Annotated in this window: 12 protein-coding genes; 6 read left to right on the forward strand and 6 right to left on the reverse strand. The window is 70.8% G+C overall.

Annotation, left to right across the window (positions count from 1 at the left end; all coding sequences use genetic code 11):
* Nucleotides 1-45 precede the first annotated feature (45 nt).
* Nucleotides 46-1,011, forward strand: coding sequence for a diacylglycerol/lipid kinase family protein (locus AC5Y5V_RS19030; RefSeq protein WP_499938438.1), 966 nt, complete (start codon nt 46-48; stop codon nt 1,009-1,011).
* A gap of 292 nt (nt 1,012-1,303) precedes the next feature.
* Nucleotides 1,304-1,558 (forward strand): transcriptional regulator WhiB1, encoded by a 255-nt coding sequence (whiB1, locus tag AC5Y5V_RS19035; protein WP_499938440.1) that lies wholly within the window; start codon nt 1,304-1,306, stop codon nt 1,556-1,558.
* 59 nt (nt 1,559-1,617) lie between these two features.
* Here whiB1 and AC5Y5V_RS19040 read toward each other — a convergent pair whose 3' ends face one another.
* Nucleotides 1,618-3,135 (reverse strand): sensor histidine kinase, encoded by a 1,518-nt coding sequence (locus AC5Y5V_RS19040; RefSeq protein ID WP_499938442.1) that lies wholly within the window; start codon nt 3,133-3,135, stop codon nt 1,618-1,620.
* Nucleotides 3,136-3,151: 16 nt separating this feature from the next.
* Nucleotides 3,152-3,367 (reverse strand): biotin/lipoyl-binding carrier protein, encoded by a 216-nt coding sequence (locus AC5Y5V_RS19045; protein WP_499909569.1) that lies wholly within the window; start codon nt 3,365-3,367, stop codon nt 3,152-3,154.
* Between the two features lie 198 nt (nt 3,368-3,565).
* Between AC5Y5V_RS19045 and AC5Y5V_RS19050 the strand changes: the two genes are divergently transcribed.
* Nucleotides 3,566-3,640 (forward strand): 50S ribosomal protein bL37, encoded by a 75-nt coding sequence (locus tag AC5Y5V_RS19050; RefSeq protein WP_499938607.1) that lies wholly within the window; start codon nt 3,566-3,568, stop codon nt 3,638-3,640.
* Between the two features lie 52 nt (nt 3,641-3,692).
* On the opposite strand, the gene rsrA is transcribed toward AC5Y5V_RS19050, so the two are convergent.
* Together rsrA and AC5Y5V_RS19060 are read right to left on the reverse strand one after the other, a co-directional pair.
* Nucleotides 3,693-4,001 carry a mycothiol system anti-sigma-R factor gene (rsrA, locus tag AC5Y5V_RS19055; protein WP_499938444.1) on the reverse strand — a complete coding sequence of 103 codons (309 nt, stop codon included), beginning with the start codon at nt 3,999-4,001 and terminating at the stop codon, nt 3,693-3,695.
* Nucleotides 3,998-4,645, reverse strand: a complete 648-nt coding sequence (locus AC5Y5V_RS19060; protein WP_499938610.1) for a sigma-70 family RNA polymerase sigma factor — start codon at nt 4,643-4,645, stop codon at nt 3,998-4,000. Before AC5Y5V_RS19060 ends, rsrA begins: the two co-directional genes overlap by 4 nt.
* A 256-nt stretch (nt 4,646-4,901) precedes the next feature.
* Between AC5Y5V_RS19060 and AC5Y5V_RS19065 the strand changes: the two genes are divergently transcribed.
* The 3 genes from AC5Y5V_RS19065 (at nt 4,902) to AC5Y5V_RS19075 (ending at nt 10,856) form a co-directional block, all read left to right on the forward strand.
* Nucleotides 4,902-5,750, forward strand: a complete 849-nt coding sequence (locus tag AC5Y5V_RS19065; RefSeq protein ID WP_499938446.1) for an SDR family oxidoreductase — start codon at nt 4,902-4,904, stop codon at nt 5,748-5,750.
* Nucleotides 5,751-5,772: 22 nt separating this feature from the next.
* The gene (locus AC5Y5V_RS19070) at nt 5,773-6,228 is read left to right on the forward strand and encodes a YbaK/EbsC family protein (RefSeq protein WP_499938449.1); all 456 of its coding nucleotides are present in this window, start codon (nt 5,773-5,775) and stop codon (nt 6,226-6,228) included.
* 293 nt (nt 6,229-6,521) lie between these two features.
* Nucleotides 6,522-10,856 (forward strand): PE family protein, encoded by a 4,335-nt coding sequence (locus AC5Y5V_RS19075; RefSeq protein WP_499938452.1) that lies wholly within the window; start codon nt 6,522-6,524, stop codon nt 10,854-10,856.
* 4 nt (nt 10,857-10,860) lie between these two features.
* Here the strand turns inward: AC5Y5V_RS19075 and AC5Y5V_RS19080 are convergent, their stop codons facing one another.
* Both AC5Y5V_RS19080 and AC5Y5V_RS19085 read right to left on the reverse strand, forming a co-directional pair.
* Entirely contained in the window at nt 10,861-11,661 is an 801-nt protein-coding gene (locus AC5Y5V_RS19080) for an alpha/beta fold hydrolase (protein WP_499938454.1), read from the reverse strand.
* A 2-nt stretch (nt 11,662-11,663) separates the two neighbouring features.
* Nucleotides 11,664-13,352 (reverse strand): PHA/PHB synthase family protein, encoded by a 1,689-nt coding sequence (locus tag AC5Y5V_RS19085; protein ID WP_499938456.1) that lies wholly within the window; start codon nt 13,350-13,352, stop codon nt 11,664-11,666.
* Nucleotides 13,353-13,359: the final 7 nt, after the last annotated feature.

Genomic DNA, 13,359 nt, shown 5'->3' on the forward strand with positions numbered 1-13,359 from the left:
CACCGAGCCTAATCGAGGCCCGGGCACGCCCTAAGCTCGTGCATCATGCGCGCCGTGCTGATCGTCAACCCCACCGCCACGTCCACCACACCGGCCGCCCGTGACCTGTTAGCCAGCGCGCTCAAGAGCCGCCTCGAACTCACCGTCGAGCACACCGCCCACCAGGGCCACGGCGCCGAACTCGGGCGCTCCGCCGCCGAGAACGGAGTGGACCTGGTGGTCGTACACGGCGGCGACGGCACCATCAGCGGCGTCGTCAACGGTGTGCTGGGCCGCCCGGGCAGCACGCCGAAGGGGCCGCTGCCCGCCGTCGGGGTGGTGCCAGGGGGCTCGGCGAACGTGCTGGCACGCGCCCTGGGCATTTCGCGGGACCCGGTCGCCGCCACCAATCAGCTGATCCAGCTGCTCGACGACTACCGCCGGCACCAGACCTGGCGTCGGATCAGCCTGATCGACTGCGGCGAGAACTGGGCCGTCATCAACGCGGGCATGGGCGTCGACGCGGAGGTGGTCGCCGGGGTGGAGTCCCGCCGCGCCAAGGGCCTGCAGGTCACGCCCCTGCGGTATTGGCGGGTGGCGGTGCCCATCGTGGTCGCCTTCCGGCGCCGCGAACCCACCCTGACGATCGAACTGCCCGACCGTCAGGCAATCGAAGGGGTGCATTTCGCCTGGGTGTCCAACACCACACCCTGGACCTACAGCAATGACCGGCCCATGGTGACCAACCCAGGCTGCAGCTTCGAGTCCGACCTCGGGGTGTTCGCGGTCAACGGCATGAAGGTCATCCCCACCCTCAGACTGCTCAGCCAGCTCCTCTCGAAGCGGCCGAATCCGCAGGCCAAGCAGCTCATTCGGGACGACGACGCCCCGTGGCTGCGGGTCAGTTCCCCGGGCCGGCCGGCCGCCACCCAGTTCGACGGCGAGTACCTCGGGGAGCGTGAAAGCATGACATTCCGCGCCGTTCGCGATGTACTTGCGGTGGCGGCCCCGCCCGCCAAAAAATCTCCGTGAGCTGCATAGATAGCGACTCGTTACGTATTCCCAGCGGCAGTGAGACAAAAATCTCTGGGGAAGTGGCCGGAGAGTGTAGTACAACGGTGTAAGGGCTTTGGTAAGAGTTGGTCAAAGTGAGATAGCCCACGAGCTAACTGACGCTATTGACATCTGTTGAGCCTGTGAAACGATCGAAAGGTTGCACGCAGAAAATTTGTAGAGGTACGGGAAGCTTTCTTGTGCCAGCGCTAGCTGCCTGAGAAATTACGCCCGTGCGTCTTGCTGCGCACTCAGTGAGGAGTAAGTACTAATGGATTGGCGCCACAAGGCGGTCTGTCGCGACGAAGATCCCGAGCTGTTCTTCCCCGTAGGGAATAGCGGCCCGGCGCTCGCGCAAATCGCTGACGCGAAATTGGTCTGCAATCGATGCCAGGTGACCACGGAGTGCCTCGCCTGGGCTTTGAATACAGGCCAGGACTCGGGCGTCTGGGGCGGCATGAGTGAAGACGAGCGGCGTGCACTCAAGCGCCGCAGCGCCCGGACGAAGGCCCGCAGCGGAGTCTGACCCAGTTTCAGCCAATGCGGCCTCGACGAATGTCGGGGCCGCATTGCTGCGTGCCCGCATCACAGCAGTAAGCGGGCGCGGCGCCCGATCGGCACCCGCAGCACCACGTCGGTGCCCCCCTCGGCGCCTTCCCGCAGCCGCCCTTCCCGCATGCTCAAGGTGCCGTCCAGCTCGGCGGACACCAGGGTCCGCACGATCTGCAGGCCCAGGCTGTCGGACTTCTCCAGGCTGAATCCCTCCGGCAGACCGCGGCCGTCGTCGTGCACGACGACATCCAGCCAGCGCGCCGAGCGTTCGGCGCGGATGGTCACCGACCCGGTCGGCGCCACGGGGTCGAAAGCGTGCTCGATGGCGTTCTGCACGAGTTCGGTGATCACCATGATCAGCGCCGTCGCGCGGTCGGAGTCCAGCACGCCGAGATCACCCACCCGGTTGATCCGGATCGGCCGGTCCACGGACGCGACGTCGTTCATGATCGGCAGAATCCGGTCGATCACCTCGTCGAGGTTGACCTGTTCGTCCACCGACATCGACAGGGCGTCGTGGACCAGGGCGATCGACGACACCCGTCGTACCGACTCGATCAGCGCCTCGCGCCCCTCGGCGTTGGCGGTCCGGCGGGCCTGCAGGCGCAAAAGCGCCGCGACGGTTTGCAGGTTGTTTTTCACCCGATGGTGAATTTCGCGGATGGTGGCGTCCTTGGAGATCAGGGCCCGGTCGCGGCGCTTCACCTCGGTGACGTCGCGGATCAGTATCGCGGCGCCGGCGCTGGACCCCTTGACCACCAGCGGCAACGTCCGCAGCAGCACCGTGGCGCCGCCGGCGTCGACCTCCATGCGCTGGCTCGCCCCACCCCCCAGCAGGTCGAGCACGTGCTCGGCCACCTCTTGCGCCTCGAACGGGTCCGAGATGAGCGGGCGCGTCACCCCGATGAAATTGTGCCCTTCCAACTCGCTGGCCAGTCCCATCCGGTGGTACGCGGACAGCGCGTTGGGGCTGGCGTAGGCGACGACGCCCTTGACGTCGAGGCGGATGAAGCCGTCCCCGGCGCGCGGGGTGGACCGCGACATCGCCACGTCCCCGACGTCGGGGAAGGTGCCCTCGGCCAGCATGTGCAGCAGATCGGTGGCGCAATCCTGGTAGGCGGTCTCCAGGTGGCCCGACGAGCGTTGGACCGCCGTTTCGGTCTGATGCTGGGTCAGCACCGCCACGACGTTTTCGTCGTAGCGGACCGGGGACGCCGACACGTTCGGCCCGGGCAGTTGCCACGAATGATGTTCCGCCCCATCGTTTTCCCGCAACGCGGTGCCGGCGGCGAAGGCCTCCGCGACCAGCGGCAGCCGGTCGGCGGGAACGACGCTGCCCACCGCGTCGGTCTGCAGCACGGTGGGCGCGGTGTTCGGCCGGCACTGCGCGACGCACACCAGCACGCCGTCGTCGCGGCGCACCCACATCAGGTAGTCGGCGAAGGACAGGTCGGCCAGCAGCTGCCACTCCCCGACCACCGCGTGCAGGTGATCCACCGCATTTCCGGGCAGCACCGTGTGTTCGGCGAGCAGATCACCGAGAGTGGACATGGGCCGCGGTCTACGGCTAGCTGATCACGGCGATGAGGTCGCCGGCCTGGATGACGTCGCCCACCGACACGCTGACCTTGCTGACGGTGCCGTCGACTTCGGCCAGCACCGGGATCTCCATCTTCATCGACTCCAGCAGCACCACGGTGTCGCCCTTGCCGATCTGGTCGCCCTCGCGGACAACGACTTCGAGCACGCTGGCCACGATCTCGGCGCGAACATCCTCGGCCATCTTCACCCCACTCAGGCTCATGTCTGTCGAATGTATATCGAACCATAAGACCGTTCGGGGCACCGCCGCGCGGGCTAGCGGCGAGGCATTTGGCGCGGCATGGGACACTTGTGGGTAACCCGGCGGGCCTTGGCACTGGACCAGCACCTGGACCAGCACCTGGACCGCCTTGCATCTGACGAACGACGGAGGTTACCCATGGCCAAGCGTGGCCGTAAGAAGCGCGACCGCAAGTACAAGAAGGCCAACCACGGTAAGCGCCCCAACGCGTAGGCGTTGAACAGCGAAAAGCCCCCGGCACGCCGGGGGCTTTTACGTCCGGGCGCTAGGGCCCGCCGCGGATGATGGTGGTCCGGCGGATCTCCAGCCGCAGCCGTTCGCGCAGGCCCTCGGGGGCCTTCTCGCCGCTGCATTTGGTCGCGACCAGCGCCTTGATCCGCTCCTCGAGCCCGTAGTGCTTGAAGCAGCCGGGGCACGCCTCGAGGTGGCGGCGCAGCTTCTCCTTGGACTCCGGCGTGCATTCGCCGTCGAGCAGCGTCCATACCTCGGCGATCACTTCCGCGCAGCCCAGGTAGCCGTGGGAATCGTCGGAAGCGGCGGCGTCGGGGCACTGGCCACCGGTGATCTCGCTCATGACGACACCTCCTCGTGCGCGTGTCCGCGATTGAAGCCGCGCTCCTTGGCCACGTCGGCCAACAGGCCGCGCAGCTGCCGTCGGCCCCGGTGCAGCCGGGACATCACGGTCCCGATCGGCGTATCCATGATCTCGGCGATCTCCTTGTAGGGGAAACCTTCGACATCGGCGTAGTAGACCGCCATCCGGAATTCCTCCGGCAACGCCTGCAGCGCCTCTTTGATCTCGGTGTCCGGCAGCGCCTCGAGCGCTTCGACCTCGGCCGAACGCAGGCCGGTGGAGGTGTGCTCGGCGTTGGCGGCCAGCTGCCAGTCGGTGATTGCCTCGGTCGGGTACTCCGCAGGCTGGCGCTGCTTTTTGCGATAGCTGTTGATGTAGGTGTTGGTCAGGATCCGGTACAGCCACGCCTTGAGGTTGGTGCCTTCTCGGAACGACCGGAACCCGGCGTAGGCCTTGACCATGGTCTCCTGAAGCAGGTCCTCGGCGTCGGCGGGATTGCGGGTCATGCGCAGCGCGCCGCCGTAGAGCTGATCCAGCAGGGGAATCGCGTCCCGTTCGAAGCGCGCGGTCAGCTCCGCGTCCGTCTCCTCGTGCGGTGCGGGCGCGGGAACGTCCGAGTCGGTTGCGCCGTCGATATCGGCCATGTCGGTTAACACGGTCCCTTCTGCGAACAAGCGAGCCAACTGCTCGTTGTCCAACGGGTTGTCGATCAGGCTCGTCGCCGTTGACACCAGAGTCCTCCTCCCAATCTAAAGGCTGTGACCGGGGACTGTCTGCCCCGGCCTGTTAGCTGCGGAAACCCCATCCATCAACAGCGTTGACCGGCCCGCTATTTCCGGCAACCGGCCGGATGCCGGTACCGCGACCAGAACGGCGTGAGGCGGACGTTACTGTGACGCCATGTCCCTGAACGGCAAAACCATGTTCATTTCCGGCGCCAGCCGCGGCATCGGCCTCGCGATCGCCAAGCGGGCAGCCCAAGACGGCGCCAACATCGCGCTGATCGCAAAGACCGCCGAGCCGCACCCCAAGCTGCCCGGCACCGTGTACACCGCGGCCAAGGAGCTCGAGGAGGCCGGCGGGCAGGCGCTGCCGATCGTCGGGGACGTGCGTGACCCGGACTCGGTCGAATCCGCCGTCGCCAAGACCGTCGAGCAGTTCGGCGGCATCGACATCTGCGTGAACAACGCGTCCGCAATCAACCTCGGCTCCATCACCGAGGTGCCGATGAAGCGCTTCGACCTGATGAACGGCATCCAGGTTCGCGGCACCTATGCCGTCTCACAGGCCTGCATCCCCCACCTGAAGGGCCGGGAAAACCCGCACATCCTGACGCTGTCGCCGCCGGTGCTGCTGGGCAAGGAGTGGCTGAAGCCGACGGCGTACATGATGGCCAAGTTCGGCATGACGCTGTGCGCGTTGGGGATTGCCGAAGAGCTGCGCGACGAGGGCATCGCGTCGAACACCCTGTGGCCGCGCACCCTGGTGGCCACCGCCGCGGTGCAGAACCTGCTCGGCGGCGACGAGGCGATGGCCAAGGCGCGCAAGCCCGAGGTGTACTCCGACGCCGCCTACGTCATCCTCACCAAGCCGTCGCGCGAGTACACCGGCAACACGGCGTTGTGCGAGGACGTGCTGGTCGACTCCGGCGTCACCGATCTGTCGGTGTACGACTGCGTGCCGGGCGGGAAGCTGGGCGTCGACTTCTGGGTGGACGGGGTGAACCCGCCGGGATACTCGGGACCCTAGGGCCGCACCCGGGCCCGCAAACGTGCCCCGAGGCGCGACGCCCGCGATCGCCGCGCTCGTCAAAGCCGGTGTGCCGCACGAGGTTTTACGCTTCGAGGCCGTGACCGACCTGTCGGACTCGGGTGACTTCGCACCGGAGCAGGTGTTCAAGACCCTGATCATCGCGCTGCCGCGCGAGTTGGCGGTGGCCGTTGTGCCGGTGCCGTCGCGCCTGTCACTGAGGGCGGCCGCCGCGGCGCTGGGCGTCGTCAAGGCGACGATGGCCGAACCCGCCGCGGCCGAGCGGTCCACCGGCTACGTCGTCGGCGGCATCTCCCCGTTCGGTCAGCGCCGGCGGCTGCGGACCGTGCTGGACTCCTCGGCGCTGGGCTGGGACCGGGTGCTGTGCAGCGCCGGCAAGCGGCACTTCGACGTCGTCGTCACCCCGCAGGACTTGGTGCGGCTGACCGGGGCGATCACCGCCGACCTACAGGCCTGAGCGACTCCGCAGCCCGCCATCGCGTTACTGCAGTGACCTTTGTGGCTATTGCTGATTGTGATGCTGATGGTGCATTTGCTGCATTTGAATACTGGTGAGGTGAATGCCCATGGCTCTTGCGCCGAACCAGGCGGCATAACCCGCCCGAGGTGGGTTGCATGTCAGGGAAATTTGGCCTGCTTAATAGCTTGCTGAGGCAACAAATGAGTAACGTGACGCCCACCACACGCTCGTTCTGATTTGCAGAGAACAGTTCTTTTAAGCGCAATCCACCTTTTGGCCGGAGGTCGACGATGTCCTTGGTAGCCATACCCGAAGCGCTCACGACCGCCGCGGCAGATCTGGCGCGGATCGGGTCGACGCTCACTGACGCCAGCAAATCCGCGGCGGCGCCGACCACCAGTCTCGCCGCGGCGGGCGCGGATGATATCTCGGTCGCGATTTCGAAGCTATTTGGTGAATTCGGCCGGGACTACCAGGCCGTGAACGCGGCGGCGGAGTCGTTTCACGACCAGTTCGTCCGCCAGGTCGCCGCGGCCGCGTCGGCCTACTCGACCACCGAGCTACTCAGCGCCAAGCCACTGCAGGCCGTGGAGAAGGCTGCGCTGGACATCATCAACGGCCCGACTCAGGCGCTGCTGGGACGCCCGTTGATCGGTAACGGCGCCGACGGCTCCGCGCCGGGACAGGCCGGCGGAGCGGGCGGGCTCCTCTACGGCAACGGCGGCAACGGCGCGGCCGGAGTGAATCCCGGCGTTGCTGGCGGCGCCGGTGGTGCCGCGGGGCTGATCGGCAACGGCGGCACCGGGGGCACCGGCGGGGCGGGGGCGGCCGGCGGCCGTGGCGGAAATGGCGGATGGTTGCTGGGCGATGGTGGCACCGGCGGAATCGGCGGGTCCGGACTGCTGCAGGACGCCACCGGCGGAACCGGTGGAAATGGCGGAAACGCCGGGCTAATCGGCTTCGGCGGGGCGGGCGGCGCCGGCGGCGCCGGGGCGACGGGGACCGCGGGTCTCTCGGCCACGACGTCAGGCGCCGACGGTGGCTCCGGCCTGGGCGGCGGCACCGGCGGTACCGGCGGCATCGGCGGTGCCGGTGGCAAGCTCCTCGGGGACGGCGGCGCAGGTGGCGCCGGCGGCGCGGGCGGCTTCGGCGGCGCCGGCGGAGCGGGCGCCGCCGGCGACTCGGGTCAAAGCGCCGGCGCAGCGGGTCTCGCCGGGGGCAACGGCGGGTCCGGCGGCGTCGGCGGCGCCGGCGGTGTCGGTGGGCAGGGCGGTACGGCGACGGCCGGGCACGCCGGCAACCAAGGCGTCGGGGGCGCCGGCGGGGCCGGCGGGGCCGGCGGCGCCGCGGGCGACGGTGGCCACGGCGCGGCCGGCGGCATGTCGGTCAACGATGGCGTCGGCGGCGCCGGCGGCCAGGGCGGAAACAGCGGCACCGGGGGCGCCGGCGGCGCCGGCGGCCTGGGTTCGACGACGGGTGCGCGCGGCGCCACCGGCAGTAGTTCCACCACCGGCGGCAACGGCGGCGACGGCGGCCGCGGCGCCGACGCCACCACCGCGGGCACCGACGGCGCGGCCGGCGGCAAGGGCGGCGACGCCGGAAACCACGGCAACGGCGGTGACGGCGGACGCGGCGGCGACGGCAAGGCCGCCGACGCAAGCGCCTCGGGCACAACGGATTCCGTCGACGGCGTCAACGGCGTCAAGGGCGGCGACGGCGGGGTCGGCGGCGCGGGCGGTACCGGCGGCAGCCTGTCCGGCAACGGCGGCGACGGCGGCCGCGGCGGCGACGGCGCCCGCGGCGGCGACGGCGGCAACGGCCTGACCGGCGCCAGCTACACCGACGGGGGCCACGATGGCGACCGCGGCGGCAACGGCGGATCCGGCGGCGCAGGCGGCACCGGCGGCGACGGCGGCGCCGCCGGAAAAGCCCTGTCCACCCACGGCATCGACGGCACCCACGGCAACGGCGGATCCGGCGGAGCCGGCGGCAACGGCGGCAGCGCCGGAGACGGCGGCGACGGCGGTGACGGCGACAGCACGGTCAACAGCGGCACAGGCGGCGCCGGCGGCAAAGGCGGCGACACCGGCACCGCCGGCACCGGCGGTGCCGGCGGCCAGGGCCCGGGCACCACCACCGGCACCCACGGCGCGGGCGGCACCGCCCCCAGCACCGGCGGCAACGGCGGCGACGGCGGACGCGGCGCCGACGCGACCACCGCGGGCGGCAAGGGCGGTGACGGCGGACGCGGCGGCGACGGCGGAAACCACGGCAACGGCGGCGACGGCGGCAACGGCGGGGACGGCAAGGACGGTACAAACGGCGCATCAAGCTCGAAGACCCAAGTCGACGGGGGCAACGGCGTGGCCGGCGGCGCCGGCGGCAAGGGCGGCAACGGAGGCAACGGTGGCTCGCTGGCCGGAAACGGCGGCAGAGCCGGCGATGGCGGCGACGGCGGCAACGGCGGGTTCGGCACCGACGGCTACAACCGCGGCAGCGATACCAGCAACGCCGTCAACGACATCGGGCGCGCCGGCGGACACGGTGGCTCCGGCGGAGCCGGCGGGGCCGGCGGAAAGGGCGGCGACGGCGGGACCGCGGCGGCAGGCATCCACGGCGCCGGCGGAGCGGGCGGGGACGGCGGCAACGGCGGCGCCGCCGGCAACGGCGGCAAGGGCGGCGACGGCGACCTGTCGGCCGGCGTGAGCAAGGGCGGCGACGGCGGCAGGGGCGGCGACGTCGGCGCCGTCGGCAACGGCGGGGCCGGCGGCCAAGGCCCAGGCACCACCACCGGGACACGCGGCACCGATGGCACCGCCCCCACCACCGGCGGCAACGGAGGCAACGGCGGCCGCGGCGCCGACGCCATCACCGCCGGCGGCACGGGCGGCGACGGCGGACGCGGCGGCGACGGCGGAAACCACGGCAACGGCGGCAATGGCGGAGCCGGCGGCGACGGCAAGCAGGGAGTCGACGGAGACGCCGGGACCGCGACCCGCATCGACGGCGCCGGCGGTAAGACCGGCGGTGACGGCGGCAAGGGTGGCGACGGCGGTAGCGGCGGGTCCAAGGCCGGAAACGCTGGCAACGGCGGCGTCGGCGGCCACGGCGGGAGCGGCGGTACCGGCGGTGACGGATACAGCCGGGGCACCGACCCGACTCGCACCACAGCGGACGCCGGGCAAGCCGGCGGACGGGGCGGGGCCGGCGGCGCCGGCGGGACGGGCGGCAGGGGCGGGGCCGGCGGCACCGCCTCCGCCGGCGTCAAGGGCACGGGCGGCACCGGCGGCGACGGTGGCACCGGCGGCATCGCCGGCAACGGCGGCACCGGCGGCGACGGCGACCTGTGGGTCAACGCTGGCGTCGGCGGCAACGGCGGCAGCGGCGGCAACCCCGGCACCGGTGGCGCGGGCGGTGCGGGCGGCAATGGCGCCAGCAGGGGCCAGACCGGCGGCCTTCCGAGCGGCGGCGGCAACGGCGGCAACGGCGGCAAGGGCGCCGATGCCACCACGATCGGCGCTGCCGGCGCCAAGGGCGGCGACGGCGGCAACGGCGGATCGGTCGGCGACGGCGGCGACGGCGGAGCGGGCGGCAACGGAGCGACCGGGGCCGCGGGCCATTCCGGGAAATTCCCTGGCACCAACGGAACCGACGGGGCCCAGGGCGGAACCGGCGGCGCCGGCGGGAAGGGCGGCGACGGCGGAACCATCGCCGGCAACGGCGGTAACGGGGGCGCCGGTGGTACCGGCGGCGACGGCGGCGCGGGCGGCAACGGACTTCAAGGCACCACCGGCATGCCAACGACGCCGCAGGGCGGTCCGGGCGGAACTGGCGGGAAGGGTGGAGCAAGTGGTATCGGCGGTGCCGGCGGCAACGGCGGCAATGCTCTGTCGGGGCACGGAGTCGGCGGCAACGGCGGCGCCGGCGGGACAAGCGGAACCGCCGGCCGCGGCGGCAACGGCGGCACCGGCGGGACTTCCTCTGAAGCTGGCAGCGTAATCGGCGGCGCCGGCGGCAACGGCGGAGATGGCGGGGACGCGGCGCTCGGCGGTGCTGGGGGCGCCGGCGGCTCCGGTTCGACCGGTGGCACTAACGGCGCTTCGGGTGGCCTCGGCGTCGGAGGCGCCGGCGGGACGGGCGGCAGCGGCGGAGTGCGCAGCGACGGCAGCGGGTTCTTCATCGGTGGCGACGGCGGAACGGGAGGCAACGGCGGCAACGGCGGCGTCGGTTCCACCGGCGGCGCCGGCGGGAACGGCGGCAACGGCGGGAATGGCAGCATCGGCGGCGGTGTCGTCTCCTACGGGGGCGGCGACGGCGGCAATGGCGGCAACGGCGGAACGGGCGGCATGGGCGTCGACGGGCCGGGTGGCCGCGGCGGAGCAGGCGGAACGGGCGGAGCCGGCGCGACCGTTCCCGACAACGGCAATCCAAACTTCCCCGATGTCGGCGGCGACGGCGGTTTCGGCGGCAACGGCGGCGCCGGAGGCCTTGGCGTCAAGGACGGCAACTACGACTACGGCGACGCCGGCCAATTCGCCCGCACTGGCAAAGAAAGAATTCACGTCGGCGCGATCGGCGGCAAGGCTGGCGCCGGCGCGTCGGGCGGTGCCGGCGGTCTCGCATAAAGCCTTAATCCCCCAGAAACTCCTCGATGACCGGCGCGAGCTGGGACGCGTTGTGCACCACGTCGATGTGCCCGCCGTCGTGCAGGTGCAGCCGCGAATGCGGCAGCAGCGTGTGCAGGATGTGGGCGTTGACCACCGGGATGATCGGGTCGTCGGTGCCCGCCACGATCAGCGTCTGCTGCCGCACGGCGCGCAGCGCGAACAGGCTGGTCCACACCGAGCCCGCGAGCAATTGGTGCAGATAGCCGACCTTGGAGCCGGCCTGCAACTGGCGCACGAACAGCCGCGCCACATCCTCGCCGTTGGCGCGGACCGTGCCGCCGTAAAGCTCACCGGCGATGGTCGCCGCGTAGTCGGGATCGGAGAACCTGCGCGGGGTAACCATTTTCGCCAAAATCCGCGGGTGCGCCGGCACCATCAGCGCACCGGTACCCGTCGCCACCAGCACCAGCCGGCGGCATCGGCGCGGATTTTGGAACGCGAACTGCTGCGCCAGGGCCCCGCCCCAGGACAGTCCCAGCACGTCCACCACGCCGATGCCCAGCTTGGTCAGCACCCGCCCCAGCACCCAGGCCAGATACGGAAAGCCGTAGGGCAGCGGGGATGTGGGCGATCCGCCGGTGCCGGGCACGTCGAACCTGACCACCGTGCGGTCCAGTTGCTCCACCAGCGGGTCGAGCACTTCGAGGCTGGCGCCGATGCCGTTGCACAGCACCAGCGGCACCCCCGATCCGTGCTGCACGTTGACGCGTATCCTTTGCCCGCCGGCGGTGACATAGCGTTCGTCACCGATGGCGCTGCGCATGTTCACTTCTCCATCACGTAGGTCCCGGGCGCCGGGCCGAGCGGCGGAAGGCCCTCCCCACCAAGCGCTTTCGGGGCATCAACCTCCGCGCCGCTGCGTTCGGCGAGCCACGCCACGTAGTGCGGCCACCAAGAGTCCGCGTTCTTGTCCGCGGCGTCCAGCCACTGCTGAGGATCCTCGGCATCGACCGGCCCGGTGCGGTAGGACGCCTTTGGGTTGCCCGGCGGGTTGACCAGCGCCGCGATGTGGCCGCTGGTGGACAGCACGTAGGTGTTGTCCTTGCTGCCGAGCAGCCGCGCGCTACGGTAGGTCGCCTGCCACGGCGAGATGTGGTCGGCCACACCCCCGACGATGTAGGCGTCGGCGGTGATCTTGCCCAGGTCCACCGGGCTGCCCAGCATGCTGACCTCACCGGGGGTGACCAGCGCGTTGCGCAGCCCCATCAGCACCATGTCGCGGTGCAGCGCGGCGGTCATCCGGGTGGTGTCGGCGTTCCAGAACAACACGTCGAACGCGGCCGGCTTGCGGCCCTGCACGTAGTTGTTCACCACGTACCGCCACACCAGGTCGGTGGGCCGCAGCCAGGCGAACATCTCCGCCATGTCCCGCCCGTCGAGATAGCCCTTCTTGGCCGAAGCCCGGATCGCGGCCTGGGCGGCACGGTCGCTCATCGCCGCGGCGGCGAAGCCGGCCCGGGTCTCGTCGAGCACGGTCACCGAGAGGTTCAGGCTCGCCACCCGGTCGCCCTCGCCGATCTCGGCCAGATGGGCCGCGGTCATGGCTGCGAGGATGCCGCCCGAGCAGGTGGCCAACAGGTGGGTGCTGTCGGTCCCGGTGACCTGCTCCACCGCGTCCATCGCCTCGATGATCGCCGCGCCGTAGGCGTCGAAGCCCCAATCCTTGTGTCGCGCCTGCGGATTGCGCCACGACATCACGAAGACCTGCTGGCCCTGCGCCACGAAGTACTCGATCATGCTGCGCCCGGGCGCGATGTCCATGACGTAATACTTGTTGATCACCGGCGGCACCATGAGCAGGGGAACCGTGCGCACGTTGGGCGTCTGCGGGGCGTATTGAATCAGCTCGAACATCCGGGTCTTCAGCACCACCGCGCCCTTGGTGACCGCCACGGTCTCCCCGACCGCGTAGGCGTCGGGGTCCACCATCGCCGGCACGCGGGGCTTGGAAAGCATGTCGCGGGCAAAGGCTTTCGCGCCGCGCACCGCACTTAGTCCGCCGGTGTCGATCAACGCCTTCCAGCCCAGCGGACTGATCAGCGGGTTGTTGCTTGGTGCCAGGCCCTCGATCAGGTTGTCGACGACGAACTGCATGCGCTCGCCGTCGCGCCAATCGAGCTGCGCATCGTCGAGCAGCCCCGCCGCGGTCTCGGAGCCGGCCAGATAGGCCTGCATGATCCGGCGCAGCAACGGATTCTCCTGCCAGGCTGCGTCACTGAACCGCTTGTCGGCCCGCACCGGCGCGCGCTGCGACTTGCCGGCGGCGATGTTGCCGAGTTCCCGGGTCAACGCGCCCACCCGGCCGGCGACCGCCCCCGGCTGCTGGGCGAGGTTGCCGGCGAAGCGGGCCCAGGTGGCGTCGGGCAGCATCCGGCTGGCGAACGGCTTGGTGGCGCTGGTCAGCAACAGGTCGAGCGGCGCGGCCAGCTCGTCGGGCTTGGTTTGGGTTGCCATCGTTATC

Source organism: Mycobacterium sp. NGS68 (genome assembly GCF_059812195.1).